The organism is Streptomyces arenae, assembly GCF_022343545.1.
Taxonomy (GTDB): Bacteria; Actinomycetota; Actinomycetes; order Streptomycetales; family Streptomycetaceae; genus Streptomyces; species Streptomyces humi.
Genome location: NZ_JAKQYH010000016.1, coordinates 13733 through 32397 on the forward strand (window position 1 = coordinate 13733; position 18665 = coordinate 32397).

An 18665-nucleotide genomic window follows, 5' to 3' on the forward strand; every position below is an offset into this window, starting at 1 on the left:
CACCGGGCGGAGCGTGCGGCAGCATGGGCGTCCGGACAGCACGACGGGTACGGCGTGTACGACCAGTGACCCGAGGGAAGGACACCATGACCGCGGCAGCACCCAAGCCCGAGATCCAGGCCGCGTTCGAGGCGGCGAAGGGGTTCATGCCCGTCGGCGAGGGCCTCGCGCTGTACGCGGCAGCGGTCGAGGCGGGCGCGCTCGGTCTGCCGCTGCTGGAGGTCGGGACGTACTGCGGGCGCTCGACGGTCCTGCTCGCCGACGCGGCCCGCGCGGCCGGCGTCACCGCGGTCACCGTCGACCACCACCGGGGCAGCGAGGAGCAGCAGCCCGGCTGGGACTACCACGACCCGGGGACGGTCGACCCGGAGCTCGGGCTGATGGACACGCTGCCCACCTTCCGGCGGACCCTGCACAGGGCCGGCCTGGAGGACCACGTGGTCGCGGTCGTCGGCCGTTCCCCGCAGATCGCCGCGTTCTGGAACTCCCCCCTCGGCCTGGTCTTCATCGACGGCGGCCACACCGACGAGCACGCCACCGCCGACTACGAGGGCTGGGCCCCCCATGTGGCCCAGGGCGGCCTCCTGCTCATCCACGACGTCTTCCCGGACCCGGAGGACGAGTTCACCGGCCAGGCCCCGTACCGCGTCTACCTCCGCGCCCTGGCATCGGGAGCGTTCACCGAGATCGCCGCCCACGACTCGCTGCGCGTCCTGCGGCGAACGGGGGCGGGGATCTGAGGGCGCGGTCAGCGTCGCAGACGTGCTGTACGGCTCACACCTTCACCGCAGATCAGAGCTGGTTTCTCACCCTCAGAAGGTCGCGAGTCGTGAGCGGCTGCCCGGCGGCCTCGGCCGGCCGCGTGCCCACGCTGCCCGTCTTCACAGTTCAACCACAGCTGTATGTCGTCTCGATGCAGGGCTGCCGCTGCGGCTGGACGCCGTTACGGCACTGCCTTGGGGGGCCTCGTGCGCCGCTTCATCCTGCCCGTCTCTGCCATCCTGCTCAGCGCCGCTTGCGGGGCCGCCCCGGGGCATACGACGTCCTCGCAGGCTGAGCCGAGCAGTCACGCCGCCACCAAGGCCAGCGAGTCGAGGAGTAACCCGGCTGCTGTGAAATCCACCTCGAAGCCCGAGTCCACGCCGAAGCCGAAGGCCTCCGCGAAAGCGGCCGCGAAGAAGAAGACGTGCGAGCCGACGAGGGACGTCCTCGTCTGGTACAAGACGCCCGGCCTGCCGAACAGCGCGCAGCGGCTGGGGAACTACTACCTGGCCACCTGCGAGTCGACGTTCGAGTGGCTGCAGAAGACCGCGGTGACGGAGCCGGGCGCGTGTACGGAAGCGGCGTGGGCGAGTGACAACCCGGGCTACAACACCGATGCCACGCCGGCCGCCCGGTTGAAAAAAGTGCAGATGGCTGCCGGACCGGGCTGCTGATCACAGGGCCGGCTGGCCTCCGGGTCTCTCGGGGGAAATCCGGGAGTGGGCTCAAGAACGCCACCCCGGAGCCCGCAGTTTCAAGCTACTCACTCCCGCCCGGAAGCTGTCGGAATGTCAGCACCGCAGCGTGGGCGACGAGGGCGTAGGGCACACGATGCCTTCGGACGTGCTCAGGCAACTCCGTGTCCCAGTGGCCGAGTCCCAGCAGCCGGTGTAGCGTCGTGATCAGCAGTCGTGGTTCCGAAGTCCCGTTCGCCCGTGATCGCATTCACGGGCGTTTTTGCTGTTCAAGGCCTCTCCGGACCAGGCGATCACCTCCGGTTCCCGCACGGTGCGGGAGCCGATACGACTCCCCTCGAAGGAGACAGGCACATGGCTACAGGCACTGTGAAGTGGTTCAACTCGGAAAAGGGCTTCGGCTTCATCGAGCAGGACGGCGGCGGCCCTGACGTCTTCGCCCACTACTCGAACATCGCCGCCCAGGGCTTCCGTGAGCTTCAGGAAGGACAGAAGGTGAACTTCGACATCACGCAGGGCCAGAAGGGCCCGCAGGCGGAGAACATCACTCCCGCCTGACGCACGGGTTGGCCCTGGCCGGGATGCACCTACCGGCTGGGGCCTGGAGCCCGCCCGCCCCCATCGCCTGGGGGACGACCGGGGACAGGCGGGGGATCGAGGGCCAGGCGCTCAGGCGCGGGCCCGGACGATGAGGGTTCCGATGGTCCGGTTGCCGGGCGGAGCGGCGAGCACGCGCGCGTCAACGTCCGTGTACCCGTGCTCGTGGAGCAGGCGCTCCCAGCCGTCCGGCTCGTAGTCCCAGCGCTTCACGACGAGCGGGTCCTCGTCGTCGCCGCGCGGGATGTACGAGGCCTGGCAGCCGTAGCAGCCCTCGACCGCGGGCCGCTGGACGTCGTTCGTCTCCCGGTACTCGAGCGTTCCTCCCCGCAGCGCGTCGGAGATGGCCCGCGAGATCGCCTCGCTCGCCTTGAGTGCTGCCTCGCGAACGTGTTCGTCGAAGACGTGACGACGTGGCGGTGGATGTCCGCCTCCAGGCTGTCGAGCTCTGCAAAACCGTCCCCGACACCGTCATCCCAACGGCCGCCATGGACCGTATGGACACCCCGGACGGCGGTTAGGGTGGCAGACGTGTCGTACTCAGGCCCGGAATTCGATCCTCCCCAGCAGCGCCGGCCCCGGCGGGCGCCGCTTGCCGTCGGTCTTGCCGCGCTGGTGCCCGGCGCACTGCTCGGATGGGTGGTGTACGAGGGGGTGGGCAAGCCCGGCGGGAGCGACGCCGGGCAGGCCGGCGGGACGACGACCCGGTCGGCGTCCGCCTCCGCGAGCGACGACGCCAAGGTGCCGGGTCCTACCGCGGCGGCCCTGCCGCTGAAGGGCAAGGTCGTGGTCATCGACCCAGGGCACAACCCGGGGAACTTCCAGCACACGTCCGAGATCAACCAGAAGGTGGACATCGGCACGAACTGGAAGGAGTGCGACACGACGGGCACCTCCACCAACGCCGGTTACAGCGAGGCCCGGTTCACCCTGGACGTCGCGCACCGGCTGCGGACCCTGCTGGAGCGGCAGGGCGCCACCGTGAAGCTGACCCACGACGGGGACCGCCCCGCCTGGGGGCCGTGCGTGACCCGGCGCGCACAGATCGGCAACGACGCGCACGCCGACGCGGCCATCTCCATCCACGCCGACGGCGCCCCCGAGGGCGACCGCGGCTTCCACGTCATCCTGCCCGCGTCCGTGCACTCCGGCGGCGCCGACACCCGTCCGATCGTCGCCTCCTCGCGCACCCTCGGCGAGCGCGTCGAGAAGGACTTCGCGGCGGTCACCGGCAGCGCTCCGTCCAACTACGTGGGCGGCGGCACCGGGCTCGACGTGCGCAAGGACCTCGGCGGCCTCAACCTGTCGACCGTTCCCAAGGTGTTCATCGAGTGCGGCAACATGCGTGACAGCAAGGACGCGGCCCGACTGACCAGCGGCGCCTGGCGCCAGAAGGCCGCGCAGGGCATCTCGGACGGAATCACGGGTTTCCTGCACGGCGCGTGACGGACCCGCGGCCGACCCGCGGACGGGCCCGCGGTCCGGCCGCCGGGCGGTCTCGATCTGTCAACGGTTCCAGCGCTGTTCGCCGTGGGCGGCGCCGCGCGCGGTAGCAAGGACGCGGCACCGTCGACCAGCGGTGCCGGGCGGCAGCAGGCAGCGCAGGGGATCTCTGAGGAAATCGTGAGTTTCCTGCACGGGTGGGCAAGTGCGGGCTGGTCCGGGCGGACACCCTGATCGTCCGGGCGATAGTGTCCTTCTACGATGAGGGGCCCGTGTGACGCCTCCTCCGCCGACGAGACGACCTACGAAGGACCTGAAGTGAATATCCGCTCCCTCACTAGAGGCGACGGCGTGGTGATCGGAGCAGCGGTGTTGCTGTTCATCGCGTCGTTCCTCGACACGTTCGACAAGTCCGGCAGCGGTGCCCCGAACGCCTGGGACAACCTCGGCCTGGTGATGAGCATGTACGTCGGCGGTATCGCCGGCGCGGTCCTGATCGTCCTGTCCCGCGCACTGCCACAGCCGTTCAAGGTGGTCGGACTCGACCTGGGCCAGATCGGCGTCGGCCTCACCGTGTTCTCGCTGTGGACCGCCTTCTGGTCGACCATCGACCCGCTGGGCCCGTTCACCGACGAGTTCAAGAGCCTTGACGTGGGCGCGGGTTCGGGTCTGATCCTCGGCCTGATCGGGGCGCTCGTGCTGGCCGCGGCCGCGGTGGCCACCCCGCTGGTGCCCGCCCTCCAGGCGGCCCTGATCCCGGCTCCCAAGCCGCAGGCCCCCCAGCCGTACGGCGCCCAGCCCCCCGGTGGCTACGGCTACCCGGGTGCCGCCGCCCCGCAGCCCGGCCAGCCCTACGGTGCGCAGCCTCAGCCGGGTCAGCCGTTCGGGCAGCAGCAGCCCCCGGCTCCCGCCGCCCAGCAGCCGCAGCCGGCCGCCGACTTCTCGCCGTTCTGGTTCGCCGTGCCGGTGGCGCGACCGCTGTTCGCGGAGGACGGCTCGACCGCGCCGATCGCCGAACTGGCGCCCGGCACCTGGTACCTGGCGGTCGAGCAGCGTGGTGCCGCACTGGTCGCCCAGACCCAGGACGGCCGCCGTGGTGTGCTCCAGGACACCTCCGGGATCCAGCGCGGCTGACCCGCCCGAGCCGCACGTACGGCCCCTCGCCCTTCCGGGTGGGGGGCCGTTGTCGTACAGTCGCCCGGCAACTGTCTGACGGTATGTCAGGAGGCGGTCATGCGGCTCGGGTTGGCACTGGGCTACTGGGGGCGCGGTCCATCCCCGGACCATGTGCCGCTGGCGCGGGAGGCGGAGCGGCTCGGGTACCACTCGGTGTGGACGGCGGAGTCCTGGGGCTCGGACGCGTTCACCCCGCTCACCTGGATCGCCGCGCGGACGTCGACCATCCGGCTGGGGACGGCCGTCGCCCAGATGGCGGCCCGGTCGCCGACCACCACGGCGATGCACGCGCTGACCCTGGACCACCTGTCGGGCGGCCGGGTGCTGCTGGGGCTCGGGCTGTCCGGGCCGCAGGTCGTCGAGGGCTGGTACGGCCGCCCGTTCCCGAGGTCCCCGCTGACCGCGACACGGGAGTACGTGGACGTCGTACGGCAGGTGCTGCGCCGGGAGGGGCCGGTCGTCTCCGAGGGCCGCTTCCACTCCCACCCCTACCGCGGTCCCGACGCCACCGGTCTGGGCAGGCCGCTGAAGCCGATCACCCACCCGCTCCGTGCCGGCCTGCCCGTCCTGCTCGGTGCCGAGGGGCCGAAGAACGTCGCCCAGACGGTCCGGATCGCCGACGGCTGGCTGCCGCTGTACTGGGCGCCGAGCCGGCCCGAGGTGTACGGGCCGGCGGTGGCGGACCTGCCGGCGGGCTTCCTCGTCGCGCCGATGGCCCAGGTCAGGGTCTGCGACGACGTGGCCGAGGGGCTGCTGCCCGTGAAGGCGATGCTCGGCTTCTACATCGGCGGGATGGGGCACGCGGCCCGCAACTTCCACGCCGACCTGATGGCACGCATGGGGTACGAGGGGGCGGCGCGGCGGATCCAGGAACTGTTCCTGTCCGGGCGCCGGGAGGAGGCGGTGCTGGCCGTGCCGGACGCGTTCGCCGACGAGATCTCCCTGGTCGGCCCGCGCGAACGGATCGCCGAGCGGCTGGAGTTGTGGCGCAAGGGCCCGGTGACGGACCTGCTGGCCGTGGCACCTGACCCCCACACCCTGCGGGTGCTGGCCGAGTTGAACTCCTAGCTGACGACAGTGCCTAGCCTCCGGTGAGCTGGCCGGCCGAGGGGACCTGGTCGGTGACCGGGGCGCCGGCACTCGCGCCTGCCTGCTTCACCTTGTTGATGACGTCGTCGAACGCGCTCGCCGCGTTGCCGTCGCCCTTGCGGAGCTTGGCCGGCAGGTCCTTCAGCGCGTCGATGCCGGCGGTCAGCGGCGCGATGGCCTTGGACAGCAGCGGGTCGCCCTGGGCGTTCCGCTTGGCGGCCTTGAGCCGGTTGTAGGCGAAGGCGCCCGCGGCGCCGGCCTTGATCAGGGTGAAGGTGCGGCCGTGGGCGCCCTTCTTGAACTTGCCGGCCTTCCACGGTTTGACGATCCACTGGTAGGTCGCTCCGGCCGCCAGGCCCGCGTTCGCGACGAACCGCGTCTTGGCGAACTTCTGCTTCTCCGCGGACGTACTCGGACTGGGCGTGTCGGCCACGGGGACCGCCGCCATGCCGGTGTCGGTCGACTTGCTCTGGGTGTTGCCGGAGCAGGCGGTGGCGCCCGCGACCAGGGCGCAGCAGAGGGTCAGCGCGACGACGAGGCGCCGTATCGGTACGGGCACGGGGTCCTCCCGTGTGTCTCTCGATGTCCTCCCCGAGCGGATGCTTCTTCCGGCAGCCTCACCCAGATGGCGGCACCTCGCCACTCGGGACGACGCGTTACAGGTTTCAAGGACCGTTCGGCGGCAAGCCGCAGGACATGTCCTCTGAACGCGGTGCCAATCAGGCCGGTAGGGTCGTCGCGGTCGTCGCCGACGTCATGGCCCTCATCCTGGGCCTCTGGATCCTGATGTATCTGCTGGACGCGAACCGGGCGAACAGCCTGGTCCAGTTCGTCCATGACGTCGCCGCCTGGCTCGCCGGCTGGTCGCGCGACCTGTTCACCTTCGACAAGGCGTGGGCGAGGGTGGTGGCGGGGTACGGCCTGGCGGCCGTCGTCTACCTGTTCATCGGCCACGCGATAGCCAACCGCATGCACCGCCACTGACGAACACCGGTCAGTGAAGCGCCCCCGAAGGGGCGCGGGGAACTGCGCGACAAGCCACGACGGCGCCGCACCCGCGCCACCACGGCCCCCCGTGCCCCACTAGGCGCAACAATCCACCTCAAGCCCGTTCGGAAGCTCCCCGCCCCCGAAGACGGCGCAGGTGGCGTCGTGCCCCCCGAGCGCGGCGACGGCGAGCAGCAACGACCCCGCCGTCCACGTCGTGAGCTCCCGCGGCCACACCGCGTCGTCCTCGTACACGTACCCGGTCCAGTACAGCCCCGACTCGGCGTCCCGCAGATGCTGGATCGACTGGAGGATCTCCAGCGCCCGGTCGGACTCGCCGACCGCCCACAGCGCCAGCGCCAGTTCCGCCGACTCCCCGCCCGTCACCCACGGGTTGGGGACCACGCACCGCACCCCGAACCCGGGCACCACGAACCGGTCCCAGTCCTTCGCGATCCGCGCGCTCGCCTCCGCGCCGGTCAACGCCCCGCCGAGGACCGGGTAGTACCAGTCCATCGAGTACCGGTCCTTGTCCAGGAACCGCTCGGGGTGCCTGCGGATCGCGTGCCGCAGCGCGCCCACCGCCAACTCCCAGTCCGGCTGCGGCTCCTCGCGCTGCTCGGCGATGGCGAGGGCACAACGCAGCGCGTGGTGGACGGACGAACTCCCGGTCAGCAGCGCGTCGTCGGCGGGCGTGCCGTCGTCCTCGCGGCGCCAGCCGATCTCGCCGCCCGGCTGTTGCAGCCGCAGCACCCACTCGACGGCCGCGTAGACCGCGGGCCACATCCGGTCGAGGAAGGTGTCGTCGCCGGTGGAGAGGTAGTGGTGCCAGACGCCCACGGCTATGTAGGCGACGAAGTTGGACTCGCGGGCCCGGTCGGTGACGTCGTCGTGGGCGCCGTCGGCGTAGGCCGCGTACCAGGAGCCGTCCTCGTGCTGGTGCCGGGCGAGCCAGGTGTACGCCCGCTCGGCGGCCTCGTGCTCGCCGGCCGCGTCCAGCGCCATCGCGGCCTCGGTGTGGTCCCAGGGGTCCAGGTGGTGTCCCCGGAACCACGGGATCGCGCCGTCCTCCCGCTGCACGGCGAGGATGCCGCGGACGGTCGCGGCGGCCTGCTCGGCGGTGAGGACCCCGGGCAGGACGAGGTGTTCTGTCCGGGGGGTGGTCACTTGGCGGCCACCCCGGCGTCCGACGTGGCGCCGGTGCCGGCGCCGGTCGCGGGCAGGTGCGGCTTGGTCGCGTAGACGACGACGCTCTTGCCGATGACCGGGTTCAGCGCCTGCTCGGCGACCCGCGTGACCAGCGGTTTCTTCATGATGTCCCAGACCAGCAGCTTGTGGTACGCCCGCACCGGCAGCGCCTTGTCGTTGTCGACGCCGAACGCGCACTTCAGCCACCAGTACGGCGAGTGCAGCGCGTGCGCGTGGTGCGTGCCGTACGGCCGCAGCCCGGCCTCCTTGATCTTCCCGATCAGTTCGTCGGCCTTGTAGATGCGGATGTGGCCGCCCTCGACCTCGTGGTACGCGTCGGAGAGCGCCCAGCAGACCTTCTCGGGGCCGTAGCGCGGCACGGTGACCGCGATCCGCCCGCCCGGCCTGAGCACCCGCACCATCTCGGCGAGCACGCCCTTGTCGTCGGGGATGTGCTCCATCACCTCGGAGATGATGACGACGTCGAAGGACTCGTCGGGGAAGGGCAGGGCGAGGGCGTCGCCCTCCATGGCCGTGGCGGTCGCGCCGGCGGGGGCCTCGCCGGCCTCCTTCATCGCCGCAAACCACTTGGCGACCTCGCGGATCTCCTCGCCGTTCTGGTCGAGGGCCACGACCTGGGCGCCGCGCCGGTAGCACTCGAAGGCGTGCCGGCCGGCCCCGCACCCGAGGTCCAGGACGCGGTCGCCCGGGGCTAGCGGGAACCGGGAGAAGTCGACGGTCAGCACGTGGCCCTGCTTTCGGGAGTGGATGCAACGTCTGCGAGGGGAGCGGCCGCCGGGCGGCCGGGGGTCATGGGTGCGGGACGCGCCGCGGGGCGGCCGGCGATGGCCTCGCGGTAGCGGGCCACGGTGCCCTCCGCGGCCCGTGCCCAGGTGAAGTTGCGCAGCACCCGCTCCCGGCCCGCCCGGCCGAGCCGGGCCCGCAGCTCCGGGTCGCCCAGCAGCCTGCCGAGCCCGGCGGCCAGCGCGTCCGCGTCGCCCGGCGGTACCGCGAGGCAGGTCTCCCCGTCGCGTCCGGCGACCTCGGGGATCGCGCCGCCGGTGGTCGCGACCAGCGGGGTGCCGGTGGCCATGGCCTCGGCGGCGGGCAGCGAGAAGCCCTCGTAGAGCGAGGGCACGCAGGCCACCTCGGCCGAGCGGACCAGGTCGACGAGTTCGGCGTCGGAGATGCCCTTCACGAACTCGACGGCGCCGCCGAGGCCGTACCGCTCCACGGCCTGGGCGACGGGCCCCTCGGTGGGCCGCTTGCCGACGACCACGAGGTGGGCGGCGGGGTGCTCGGTCCGTACCTTGGCGAGGGCCTCGACGAGGTACACGAGACCCTTGAGGGGGACGTCCGCGCTGGAGGTGGTGACGATCCGGCCCGGCACCTGGGGTACGGCGGGATCCGGCGCGAAGAGGTCGGTGTCGGCGCCGATGTGGACGACGTGCACGCGGTCCTCGCGGACGCCGAGGTGGTCCACGATCTCCTGGCGGGAGGTGCCGGAGACGGTGAGCACGGAGGGCAGCCGGCGGGCGACCCGCTTCTGCATCCGGGTGAAGGCGTACCAGCGCCGTACGGAGTAGCGCCGCTGCCAGCCCTCGGCGGCGTCCAGCTCCAACTGCCGGTCGACGGTGATGGGGTGGTGGATGGTGGTGACGAGCGGCGCGCCGATGTCCCCCAACAGTCCGTACCCGAGCGTCTGGTTGTCGTGGACGACGTCGAACTCCCCGGCGCGGGCGCGCAGATGGCGGCGGGCGCGCAGGGAGAAGGTCAGCGGTTCGGGGAAGCCGCCGGTCCACATGGTCGCCACTTCGAGGGCGTCGACCCAGTCCCGGTACTCGCCCCGCTTCGGCGTCCGGAAGGGGTCCGGGGAGCGGTAGAGGTCGAGACTGGGCAGCTCGGTGAGGGTGGGGCCGGGGTGTCCCCCGTCGAGGACGTCGAGGACGGGGTACGGCTGCGAGCCGATGACCTCGACCCGGTGGCCGAGCCGGGCCAGCTCACGCGACAGGTGGCGCACGTAGACGCCCTGGCCGCCGCAGAACGGGTTCCCTTTATAGGTGAGGAGCGCGATGTCGAGCGGTCGCTCGCCGTCGGCGGCGGGTTCCTCCTTGGTACCCGCCCGCCTGGCCTCAGCGGTCACTCCGGGCCCCCTTCTGTCTGCACTTTCCCGCGAGGTTACGCCGGGACGCTAATCTAGAACAAGTTACAGACTTGATCGTTCAGGAGGCTCTGAATCTACCGGCAGGTAGGGGCGGAGTGAGCAGTGGATCAGGTGATTCGCGCCACGACGCGACCCCTGCCATGCTGTCTGATCACTCGCCCTGAGCACTGCCCTCACCGACTGTCACGGACGGGACCCATGCCTGCGGAAGCCAAGGTGGACATCAGCGCCCGGCCTGCCTCACCCCCGCTCACCGAGCGCCAGGAGGCCCGGCGCCGCCGCATCCTGCACGCGAGCGCGCAACTGGCCAGCCGGGGCGGCTTCGACGCGGTGCAGATGCGCGAGGTGGCCGAGTCCTCCCAGGTCGCGCTGGGGACCCTGTACCGCTACTTTCCGTCCAAGGTCCACCTGCTGGTCGCGACCATGCAGGACCAGCTGGAACACATGCACGGCACCCTGCGGAAGAAGCCGCCGGCGGGCGAGACGGCGTCCGAGCGGGTCGCCGAGACCCTGATGCGGGCGTTCCGGGCCCTGCAGCGCGAGCCGCACCTCGCCGACGCGATGGTCCGGGCGCTGACCTTCGCCGACCGCAGCGTCTCCCCCGAGGTCGACCAGGTCTCCCGGCAGACCACGGCGATCATCCTGGACGCGATGGGCCTGACCGACCCGACCCCCGCCCAGCTCTCCGCCGTCCGCGTCATCGAGCACACCTGGCACTCGGCGCTGATCACCTGGCTCTCGGGCCGCGCCTCCATCGCCCAGGTCAAGATCGACATCGAGACGGTGTGCCGCCTGATCGACCTGACGGAACCGGGCGCGACGGAGGGGAAGAAGAGCTAGGCGCATGAAGGCCGGGCACACGCAGGCCGGGCATGCGAAGACCTACGAGACGGGTTCCCTTCGCCGGTATGGTCCGGATCAGGTGGTAGGGGTCGCCGTACGGCTCAACCACTGCCTTCCGGCCTCTCAGCCCGACCGTCGACGTCGGCACCGGCGGATGCTTCTGCATCTGCGTCACGCCTGCGTCGGCTACTCCGCTCGGACTCCCTCACTCGCCTCGTAGGCTGGTATCAGCATAGAACGCGTGAAGCCGGATAAACCACCCCAAAGCTGGATTTTTTTTCCGCTTTTCCTGGTACCGGTCGCCGGAAAGCCCCTGGCGAGGCAGCCCCGTCCGCCCCGAGAATCCCTCCATGGCACTCATCCACCGCACCACCCTCAAGCCCACCAAGGTCGAACTCCTCGCCGGCTGGCTCCCGACCCGCCCCTGGTACCGCGGCTCCGCCGCACCGGAGCTGGTGAAGGCCGGCGGATTCCGGCTGGACGACCCGGCGGGCGAGGTCGGGATCGAGTTCATGGTCGTCACCGAGGAGTCGGGGGCGTACCTCGTACCGCTCACCTATCGCGCCGCGCCCCTGGAGGGCGCCGACCACGCGCTCGTCGGCACCATGGAGCACGGGGTGCTCGGTACTCGCTGGACCTACGACGGCTGCCACGACCCCGTGCTGACGGCCGGGCTGCTCGCCCTGATCGAGGGGCGCGCCCAGGCGCAGGCCCAGAGCCTCACCGACACGCCGGACCACGAGGTCGCCCGCGGGTACGAGGGCGAGGGCCCGCTGCCCGGCCTCGGCGCCCCCGTCGACACCGACGAGAGCACCGAGTTCGCCGTACCGGACACCGGCCTGGTGCTGGAGCTGCGGCGGGTGCTGACGCCCGGGTCGACACCGCCCGAGGACGCGGTCGGCCACGTCACCGGCGTCTGGGAGCACTCCGCGAACACCCGCACCCGCGCCCTGTTCGCCGGCCTCCGGCCCCGCTAGGGCGGGTTGCGAAAGCCCTAGTCCTCCGGCGGGAAGACCGGCTCCCCGCTGTCCAGCAGGGTGATCGTGATCGCCTCCACCGGGCAGTTCTCCGCGGCGTCGAGGACTCTGCCGTTGGCGTCCGTCTCCGGGTCCACGGGATGGGACTGCATGGCGGAGTCGAGGCGGAAGGCCCCGGTGGCGCGGTGGACGCACTGGGCCGAGCCGATGCAGATCGACCGGTCGACCTCGACGTGCCAGCGGTCACCCATGGTCCGTCACGCCTCCCAGCCGGCCGGCAGATGGATCATCTTGTGCTCCAGGAACTCGCCGTAGCCCTCGGGCCCGAACTCTCGCCCGAGACCGGAGTCCTTGTAGCCGCCGAACGGCCCGAGCATGTCGAGGCTGAAGGTGTTGACGGAGTAGGTGCCGGTACGGACCTGGCGCGCGACCTCGATGCCGTGCGCCACGTCCGCCGTCCAGACGCTGCCGCTGAGCCCGTAGTCCGAGTCGTTCGCGATCTTCAGGGCCTCCTGCTCGTCGCCGTAGGGGAGCAGGCAGATCACCGGGCCGAAGATCTCCTCCCGGGCGATCCGCATGGAGTTGTCGACGTCGCCGAAGAGGGTCGGCTCGACGTACCAGCCCTTGTCGAGGCCCGCCGGACGGCCGCCGCCGGTGAGGATCTTCGCCCCCTCCTCCAGGCCGATCCGGATGTAGTCCAGGTTCCGCTGCTGCTGGCGGCGGGCGACCAGCGGTCCGACCTGGGTGGCCGGGTCCAGCGGGTCGCCGACCTCGAGGGCGCTCGCGGCGGCCGCGAAGGCCTCGGCGAACTCGTCGTAGCGGGAGCGCGGGACGAGGATGCGGGTCTGGGCGACGCACGCCTGGCCGTTGTTCATCCAGGCGGCCGGGACGATCCCGGCGACGGCGCCGGCCGCGTCCGCGTCCGGCAGCACCAGCGCCGCCGACTTGCCGCCCAGCTCCAGGGTCACCCGGGTGAGGTTCCTCGACGCGACCTCCATCACGCGCCGGCCCGCGGCCACCGACCCGGTGAACGAGATCTTGTCGACGCCGGGACGGGACACCAGGTACTCGCTCACCTCGCGGTCCGCCGGGAGGATGGACAGGACCCCGTCCGGCAGCCCGGCCTCCTTCGTGATCTCCCCCAGGATGTAGGCGTCCAGCGGGGACTCCGGGGACGGCTTGAGCACCACCGTGCAGCCGGTGAGCAGCGCGGGGGCGAGCTTGGCGGCGGCGACGAACTGCGGGACGTTCCACGGCACCACGGCCGCCACCACCCCGACCGGCTCCCGCCGCACCAGGATCCTGCCCAGCACGCCGTCGCGCGTCTCCTCGTAGGTGAAGTCGCGCGCCACTCTGATCGCCGCGTCCCAGACCATCATCGCGCCGAGCGCCTGGGCGAGGACGCTCCAGGAGTACGGGGAGCCGTTCTCGGAGGAGATCACCCGGGCGATCTCCTCGTGCCGCACGGCGATCGCGTCCTTGATCCGGGTGACGACCTCGATCCGCTCGTCCAGGGACATCCGCGGCCAGGGCCCCTCGTCGAAGGCCCGCCGCGCCACCGCCACCGCCCGGTCCACGTCCTCCCGGGAGGCGTGCGGCACCCGCCCGAAGACCTCCTCGGTGTGCGGCGAGATCACCTCGATGACGTCCTTGCCGAGGGGGTCGGTCAACTCCCCGCCGATGAACAGCTGTCCGTGCTCCAGGAACTCGGTCATGGCGCCCCGCCACCCTTCCTGACGATGTCTCAGAACTGATATCAGTTCTAGTTCAAGTAAGCCAGGGGCGGGAACGAATAGGCCCTCACCAGCGGTTTCGCCGCCGGTGAGGGCAGGGTGTCAGACCGGCTCGGGGAGCCGTTCGTCCTCGGTCAGGGTCAGTTCCGGCGGGGCCTTGCGGAACAGGCGGGTGAGCCAGGCCAGTTGGACGACGCCGAGGGCCAGCCAGATCAGGCCCAGCGTGATGGCCCTGCCGTCGAGGTGGGCGAGGAGCCAGACGTCGACCGCCGCGCCGACCGCCGGGACCACCACGTACGACAGGACGCCGTGCCGGGTACCGGACCGGCGCTCGCGGACGAACGTGGCGATGACGCTGATGTTGACGAAGGTGAAGGCGGTGAAGGCACCGAAGTTGATGAAGGAGGTCGAGGTCGCCACGTCCAGGCGCAGCGCGATCAGGCCGATCGCGCCGGTGAGCAGCACGTTGAAGGCGGGGGTGCGGAACCGCGGGTGGACCCGGCCGAAGATCCGGCGCGGCAGCACCGAGTCACGGCCCATGGCGTACATCAGCCGGGCGGCGCTGGCCTGCGCGGCGATGCCGGACGCGGCCTGCGCGACGACCAGCCCGGCGAGGAAGACCGAGGAGAACAGGTCGCCGCCGATGACCTTGGCGATCTCGAAGGCGGCCGAGCCGGAGTCGGCGAAGTGGGAGCCGGGGTGGGCGAGCTGGGTGGTGTAGGCGACGGCGACGAAGATCGCGCCGCCGATCAGGGCGGTCAGCAGGATCGCCCGGGGCATGGTCCGCTCGGGCTCCAGGGTCTCCTCGGTGAGGGTGGTGACCGCGTCGAAGCCGAGGAAGGAGTAGGCGGCGAGCGCGGCGCCGGCGGAGATGCCCGTGGCGGTCGTGGCGCCGTTGGCGAAGGGCGTGGCGCTGGCCAGGGCACCGGCCCCGCCGGCCGACACCACGTGCCGCAGGGACAGCAGCACGAAGATCCCGATGACCAGGATCTGGAAGACCATGAGCAGGTCGTTGACGCGTTCGGCGGTCTTGATCCCGCGCACGTTCAGCGCGGTCGTCACGGCGATGAAGGCGACGATCCACACCCAGTTCGGCACGCCCGGGTACTGGGCGTGCAGGTAGGCGCCGCCGATCAGCCAGATCACCATCGGCAGGAAGAAGTAGTCGAGCAGCGTGGCCCAGCCGACGAGGAAGCCGACGCGCGAGTCGACGGCCCGCCGCACGTAGGTGTAGGCGGAGCCGGCCACCGGGTGGGCGGCGGCCATCCGGCCGTAGCTGTGCGCGGTGAACAGCATGGCGGCGAGGGCGAGCAGGTAGGCGGTGGGCACCGTGCCGCCGGTCTCGTCGGCGACCACGCCGAAGGTGCCGAGCACGATCATCGGGGTCATGTAGGCGAGGCCGAACAGGACGACCGATCTCAGGGTCAGGGTGCGGGCCAGCGCGGGGGCGGGTGAGTTCACGATGCGGCTCCGGGGGACGGGGCGGGGTGCCAGCGGCGGGGTTCGATACGGCCGCCGTACAGCGGCAGCTCTATGGGGCGGTCGGTGTCGGTGAAGTGGTCCCACATGCGGGTGACCCCGGCGGTGCCGTGCTCCCTTACGCGGGTGACGTGGTCCAGGTCGAGGACGTCGGTGAGGACGGCCGGCGCGGTGGACGGCGCCTCCGCGCGCACCCGGCCCTCCGGGTCGACGACCAGGCTGTGGCCCGTGCCGACCGGGCCCGCGGTGTTCACGCTGACGACGAAGACCTGGTTGGCGATGGCGTTGGCACGGGCCAGGACCACCTCCTGCTCCCGGTCGGGCGTCGTCGTCATCACCGGGTTGACGACGACCTCGGCGCCCATCCACGCCAGATGGCGGGCGACCTCCGGGAACCAGGCGTCGTAGCAGATGGCGAGGCCGATCCGGCCGGTGCCGGGCACGTCGAAGACGACGAAGCGGTCGCCCGGGTCGTACGGCTCGGCTGGCCGCCAGGGGAAGACCTTGCGGTACGACGCCACCAGGCGGCCCTCGGGTGAGAAGGCGAGCGCGGTGTTGTAGAGCTCGCCCCGCGGGCCCCGTTCGGGGACCGTGCCGGGCAGCAGCCAGATGCCCAGGTCGCCGGCGAGTTGCGCCAGCTCCCCGGCCCGCCGGCCGGTCAGGGGTTCGGCGGCCTCCCGCAGCAGGTCCGCGGCCGCGGCGGACGGGCCGGTGACCCCGTACAGATGGAGCTCGGGGAAGACGGCCATCAGGGTGCCGGGCGCGTCGCGGAGCATCCGCTCGACCTCGGCGGTGAAGTCGGACAGCGGGTCACCGGCCAGATGGGGAGGCAGCTGGCCGAGTGCCAGGGGAAGTGCACGGGGCATGGCGATGAAAATAGGTCAAGATGAGTACTTAAACAAGAGTGCTCATTCTGAGCTGTTTTTGGGGCCGACGCCGTGCGGGTGGTTAAGGTGGCGGCATGCCTGGCCGCCGTACCGACTCCGCCGCCCCGACCGCGCACCTCGAGGCTCCCCAGCTCAGCGGGATCCGGCGGCTGTCCGCACTGGAGGCGGTGCGGGCGCGGATCGCGCTCGCCGTGGACCTCGGCCTGCTGGCGCCCGGTGAGCGGCTGCCCGGCAGCGACCGGATCGCCGCCGCACTCGGCGTCGGCGAGATCACCGCCCGGCGGGCCCTGGTCTCCCTGTGCGAGGACGGCGTGCTGGAGCGGCGCCGCGGCCGCAACGGCGGAACCCTGGTCGCCGAGCGGCCGGCGACCGGCGTCATCGGCACCACCACCGCGTACCGTGCCGACACGGCCGCCGTGCACCGCCTGATCGACCACCGCCTGGTCCTGGAGTGCGGGATCGCCCACCTGGCGGCGGAGCACGCCGACGACGCGGCCCTGGCGGAGCTCCAGGAGCTGGTGGACGCCATGGACGGGGCGGACAGCTGGGCCGAGTTCCACGGCCTCGACGAGCGCTTCCACCTGGCGACGTCGGCGGCCGCCGGCGCCCCCGGTGCGGACGGCCCCTACCGCGGCGTCCTGCGTGAGCTCTACCGCTACTACCTGCCGTACCCGATCGACGCCCTGCGCGAGTCGAACGCCGAGCACCGGCACCTGGTGGAGGCCCTCCGCGCCCGCGACGCCGGCACGGCCGCCGCGATCGCCGCACGGCACGTCGGGACCCTGCACCGGACGATGTACGTCGGCCTGCTCACCGAACACACCGAACGCACCGAACGCACCGAACGCACCGAACGCACCGAACGCACCGACGGGTGACGCCGTCCCGCCGGGTGACGCCGTCCCGCCGGTGAAAACCGGATTGTCCCGGGCGGCGGGTTCGCGTTGGCTGGGCCGCATGACCGAACTGCGCACCGACCGCCTCACCCTCCGCCGCTGGCGGGACGCCGACCTCGGACCCTGGGCGGCGATGAACGCCGACCCGGAGGTCCGGGAGCACCTGGGCGACCTCCTCACCCGCGAGCAGAGCGACGCCTCCGTGGCGCGGTTCCGGACCGAGTTCGACCTCCGGGGCTACGGGTGGTGGGCGGTCGAGGTGCGGGCCACCGGCGAGTTCGCGGGCTTCGCGGGCCTGGACGACGTCGACGACGGCCTGCCGTTCACCGGGGTGGAGATCGGCTGGCGGCTGGCCCGGCCGGCGTGGGGCCACGGCTACGCCACCGAGGCCGCGCTGGCGGTGCTGGCCCACGGGTTCGGCGCGCTCGCGCTGCCCGAGATCCTCGCGGTGACCACGGCCGCCAACCTCCGTTCGCAGGCGGTCATGCGCCGGATCGGCATGACCCGGGACCCGGACGGCGACTTCGACGACCCCGCCGCGCCCGCCGGCCCGCTCCGCCCGAACGTGCTGTACCGGATCACGGCGGCGGACGCGGCCACGGGGAGCGGGAACTTCACCGCACACCGTCGGATGTGAAACCAGTTCTAGTTATAGTGAGCGGTGGCCGTGGGACGGGCGGGTGCGGAGGCGGGCTGATGACGGACGGTCGGGGCGAGTCGGCGGCGGTACGGGACCTCGGCGGGGGCGTGCGGTCCGTGGCCGTGCCCATTCCGGACAACCCGCTGGGGTACACGCTGGTGTACGTCGTCGACACCGACCGCGGGCCGGTGCTGGTCGACACCGGGTGGGACGACCCCGGGTCGTGGGACGTGCTGGTGGCGGGGCTGGCGGCCTGCGGGACCGGGGTGGGCGAGGTGCACGGGGTGGTGATCACGCATCACCACCCGGACCACCACGGGCTGTCGGGCAGGGTGCGGGAGGCCTCCGGGGCCTGGGTCGCGCTGCACGCCGCCGACGCGGCGATCGTCCGGCGGACGCGGGAGACCCGGCCCGAGCGGTGGTTCACGTACATGGCGGCGAAGCTGACGGCCGCCGGGGCACCCGAGGAGCACATAGCGCCGTTGCGCGGCGGCCGCCGGCGGTCCCTGCCCGGCCTCTCCCCCGCCCTCCCCGACCGCGAGATCGTCCCCGGCGAGCTGCTCGACCTGCCCGGCCGGCGGATCCGGGCGATCTGGACGCCGGGACACACCCCGGGCCATGTCTGCCTGCACCTGGAGGAGGAGCACCCCGGTCAGCTCCCGGGCCACGGACGGCTGTTCTCCGGCGATCACCTGCTTCCCGGGATCACCCCGCACATCGGCCTGTACGAGGATCCCGACGACGCCACCGTGACCGACCCCCTCGGCGACTACCTCGACTCCCTGGAACGCGTCGGCCGCCTCGCCCCCGCCGAGGTCCTCCCCGCCCACCAGCACGCCTTCGCCGACGCCGGGGGCCGGGTCCGGGAGCTGCTGGCCCATCACGAGGACCGGCTGACGGACCTGCTGACCCTTCTCCGGGAACCCCTCACCCCCTGGGAACTGGCCACCCGGATGGAGTGGAACCGCCCCTGGGAGCAGATCCCCTACGGCTCCCGGAACATCGCGGTCTCCGAGGCCGAGGCCCACCTGCGCCGCCTGGTGAAACTGGGCCGCGCGGAACCGGTACCGGACAGCGAACCGGTGACGTACGTGGCGGTGCGGTAGGCC

General features: G+C 71.9%; 21 protein-coding genes. 12 read left to right on the forward strand and 9 right to left on the reverse strand.

Annotated elements, in window-relative coordinates; genetic code table 11:
• Positions 1-86: 86 nt before the first annotated feature.
• From MB828_RS08500 to MB828_RS08510, 3 genes are all read left to right on the forward strand, one after another.
• Positions 87-740, forward strand: coding sequence for a class I SAM-dependent methyltransferase (locus tag MB828_RS08500; protein WP_301647632.1), 654 nt, complete (start codon positions 87-89; stop codon positions 738-740).
• A 228-nt stretch (positions 741-968) separates the two neighbouring features.
• Positions 969-1436 carry a hypothetical protein gene (locus tag MB828_RS08505; protein ID WP_301647633.1) on the forward strand — a complete coding sequence of 156 codons (468 nt, stop codon included), beginning with the start codon at positions 969-971 and terminating at the stop codon, positions 1434-1436.
• A gap of 375 nt (positions 1437-1811) precedes the next feature.
• Positions 1812-2015 carry a cold-shock protein gene (locus MB828_RS08510; RefSeq protein ID WP_093496951.1) on the forward strand — a complete coding sequence of 68 codons (204 nt, stop codon included), beginning with the start codon at positions 1812-1814 and terminating at the stop codon, positions 2013-2015.
• 111 nt (positions 2016-2126) lie between these two features.
• On the opposite strand, the gene MB828_RS46815 is transcribed toward MB828_RS08510, so the two are convergent.
• On the reverse strand, positions 2127-2267 hold the full coding sequence (locus MB828_RS46815) for a hypothetical protein (protein WP_430381350.1): 141 nt from the start codon (positions 2265-2267) through the stop codon (positions 2127-2129).
• A gap of 318 nt (positions 2268-2585) precedes the next feature.
• Here MB828_RS46815 and MB828_RS08520 point away from each other — a divergent pair, with 318 nt between their 5' ends.
• From MB828_RS08520 to MB828_RS08535, 3 genes are all read left to right on the forward strand, one after another.
• Entirely contained in the window at positions 2586-3500 is a 915-nt protein-coding gene (locus MB828_RS08520; protein ID WP_301647634.1) for an N-acetylmuramoyl-L-alanine amidase, read from the forward strand.
• Between the two features lie 315 nt (positions 3501-3815).
• Positions 3816-4631, forward strand: coding sequence for a hypothetical protein (locus MB828_RS08530; protein ID WP_301647635.1), 816 nt, complete (start codon positions 3816-3818; stop codon positions 4629-4631).
• Between the two features lie 99 nt (positions 4632-4730).
• Positions 4731-5741, forward strand: coding sequence for an LLM class F420-dependent oxidoreductase (locus MB828_RS08535; RefSeq protein ID WP_301647636.1), 1011 nt, complete (start codon positions 4731-4733; stop codon positions 5739-5741).
• Between the two features lie 13 nt (positions 5742-5754).
• On the opposite strand, the gene MB828_RS08540 is transcribed toward MB828_RS08535, so the two are convergent.
• The gene (locus MB828_RS08540; RefSeq protein ID WP_301647637.1) at positions 5755-6321 is read right to left on the reverse strand and encodes a hypothetical protein; all 567 of its coding nucleotides are present in this window, start codon (positions 6319-6321) and stop codon (positions 5755-5757) included.
• 137 nt (positions 6322-6458) lie between these two features.
• Between MB828_RS08540 and MB828_RS08545 the strand changes: the two genes are divergently transcribed.
• Positions 6459-6746, forward strand: a complete 288-nt coding sequence (locus MB828_RS08545; RefSeq protein ID WP_133022187.1) for a hypothetical protein — start codon at positions 6459-6461, stop codon at positions 6744-6746.
• Positions 6747-6845: 99 nt separating this feature from the next.
• Here MB828_RS08545 and MB828_RS08550 read toward each other — a convergent pair whose 3' ends face one another.
• From MB828_RS08550 to MB828_RS08560, 3 genes are read right to left on the reverse strand one after another with little or no spacing between them, the layout of a single operon-like run.
• On the reverse strand, positions 6846-7916 hold the full coding sequence (locus MB828_RS08550) for a prenyltransferase (RefSeq protein WP_301647638.1): 1071 nt from the start codon (positions 7914-7916) through the stop codon (positions 6846-6848).
• A complete protein-coding gene (locus MB828_RS08555) occupies positions 7913-8683 on the reverse strand; it encodes a class I SAM-dependent methyltransferase (RefSeq protein WP_133022185.1) in 771 nt (256 codons plus the stop codon). Before MB828_RS08555 ends, MB828_RS08550 begins: the two co-directional genes overlap by 4 nt.
• Positions 8677-10080, reverse strand: a complete 1404-nt coding sequence (locus MB828_RS08560) for a glycosyltransferase family 4 protein (RefSeq protein ID WP_301647639.1) — start codon at positions 10078-10080, stop codon at positions 8677-8679. The genes MB828_RS08555 and MB828_RS08560 overlap by 7 nt, the downstream gene beginning before the upstream one ends.
• 219 nt (positions 10081-10299) lie before the next feature.
• Here MB828_RS08560 and MB828_RS08565 point away from each other — a divergent pair, with 219 nt between their 5' ends.
• Positions 10300-10941, forward strand: coding sequence for a TetR family transcriptional regulator (locus tag MB828_RS08565; RefSeq protein WP_301647640.1), 642 nt, complete (start codon positions 10300-10302; stop codon positions 10939-10941).
• Between the two features lie 353 nt (positions 10942-11294).
• Positions 11295-11921: a maltokinase N-terminal cap-like domain-containing protein gene (locus tag MB828_RS08570; protein WP_133022182.1), complete on the forward strand. Its 627-nt coding sequence runs from the start codon at positions 11295-11297 to the stop codon at positions 11919-11921.
• Between the two features lie 17 nt (positions 11922-11938).
• Here MB828_RS08570 and MB828_RS08575 read toward each other — a convergent pair whose 3' ends face one another.
• The 4 genes from MB828_RS08575 to MB828_RS08590 all read right to left on the reverse strand — a co-directional run bounded on the left by MB828_RS08575 (position 11939) and on the right by MB828_RS08590 (position 15999).
• A complete protein-coding gene (locus MB828_RS08575) occupies positions 11939-12172 on the reverse strand; it encodes a ferredoxin (protein WP_046728337.1) in 234 nt (77 codons plus the stop codon).
• Positions 12173-12178: 6 nt separating this feature from the next.
• The gene (locus tag MB828_RS08580; protein ID WP_301647641.1) at positions 12179-13636 is read right to left on the reverse strand and encodes an aldehyde dehydrogenase; all 1458 of its coding nucleotides are present in this window, start codon (positions 13634-13636) and stop codon (positions 12179-12181) included.
• A gap of 120 nt (positions 13637-13756) precedes the next feature.
• Positions 13757-15118, reverse strand: a complete 1362-nt coding sequence (locus MB828_RS08585; protein WP_133022386.1) for an APC family permease — start codon at positions 15116-15118, stop codon at positions 13757-13759.
• Positions 15112-15999 carry a carbon-nitrogen hydrolase family protein gene (locus tag MB828_RS08590; protein WP_301647642.1) on the reverse strand — a complete coding sequence of 296 codons (888 nt, stop codon included), beginning with the start codon at positions 15997-15999 and terminating at the stop codon, positions 15112-15114. Before MB828_RS08590 ends, MB828_RS08585 begins: the two co-directional genes overlap by 7 nt.
• Before the next feature lie 95 nt (positions 16000-16094).
• Here MB828_RS08590 and MB828_RS08595 point away from each other — a divergent pair, with 95 nt between their 5' ends.
• The 3 genes from MB828_RS08595 (at position 16095) to MB828_RS08605 (ending at position 18662) form a co-directional block, all read left to right on the forward strand.
• Positions 16095-16898 (forward strand): FadR/GntR family transcriptional regulator, encoded by an 804-nt coding sequence (locus MB828_RS08595; RefSeq protein WP_301647643.1) that lies wholly within the window; start codon positions 16095-16097, stop codon positions 16896-16898.
• Positions 16899-16977: 79 nt separating this feature from the next.
• Positions 16978-17553, forward strand: coding sequence for a GNAT family N-acetyltransferase (locus MB828_RS08600; protein ID WP_301647644.1), 576 nt, complete (start codon positions 16978-16980; stop codon positions 17551-17553).
• Between the two features lie 59 nt (positions 17554-17612).
• Positions 17613-18662 carry an MBL fold metallo-hydrolase gene (locus tag MB828_RS08605; protein WP_301647645.1) on the forward strand — a complete coding sequence of 350 codons (1050 nt, stop codon included), beginning with the start codon at positions 17613-17615 and terminating at the stop codon, positions 18660-18662.
• The last annotated feature ends 3 nt before the right edge of the window (positions 18663-18665 follow it).

What these genes read in the sequence shown, in the direction of transcription:
- MB828_RS08595 (WP_301647643.1), top strand. Translation starts at nt 16,095, where the DNA reads ATGCCTGGCCGCCGTACCGACTCCGCCGCCCCGACCGCGCACCTCGAG.
- MB828_RS08500 (WP_301647632.1), top strand. Translation starts at nt 87, where the DNA reads ATGACCGCGGCAGCACCCAAGCCCGAGATCCAGGCCGCGTTCGAGGCG.
- MB828_RS08510 (WP_093496951.1), top strand. Translation starts at nt 1,812, where the DNA reads ATGGCTACAGGCACTGTGAAGTGGTTCAACTCGGAAAAGGGCTTCGGC.
- MB828_RS08570 (WP_133022182.1), top strand. Translation starts at nt 11,295, where the DNA reads ATGGCACTCATCCACCGCACCACCCTCAAGCCCACCAAGGTCGAACTC.
- MB828_RS08545 (WP_133022187.1), top strand. Translation starts at nt 6,459, where the DNA reads ATGTCCTCTGAACGCGGTGCCAATCAGGCCGGTAGGGTCGTCGCGGTC.
- MB828_RS08535 (WP_301647636.1), top strand. Translation starts at nt 4,731, where the DNA reads ATGCGGCTCGGGTTGGCACTGGGCTACTGGGGGCGCGGTCCATCCCCG.
- MB828_RS08575 (WP_046728337.1), bottom strand. Translation starts at nt 12,172, where the DNA reads ATGGGTGACCGCTGGCACGTCGAGGTCGACCGGTCGATCTGCATCGGC.
- MB828_RS08590 (WP_301647642.1), bottom strand. Translation starts at nt 15,999, where the DNA reads ATGCCCCGTGCACTTCCCCTGGCACTCGGCCAGCTGCCTCCCCATCTG.
- MB828_RS08580 (WP_301647641.1), bottom strand. Translation starts at nt 13,636, where the DNA reads ATGACCGAGTTCCTGGAGCACGGACAGCTGTTCATCGGCGGGGAGTTG.
- MB828_RS08605 (WP_301647645.1), top strand. Translation starts at nt 17,613, where the DNA reads ATGACGGACGGTCGGGGCGAGTCGGCGGCGGTACGGGACCTCGGCGGG.
- MB828_RS08600 (WP_301647644.1), top strand. Translation starts at nt 16,978, where the DNA reads ATGACCGAACTGCGCACCGACCGCCTCACCCTCCGCCGCTGGCGGGAC.
- MB828_RS08565 (WP_301647640.1), top strand. Translation starts at nt 10,300, where the DNA reads ATGCCTGCGGAAGCCAAGGTGGACATCAGCGCCCGGCCTGCCTCACCC.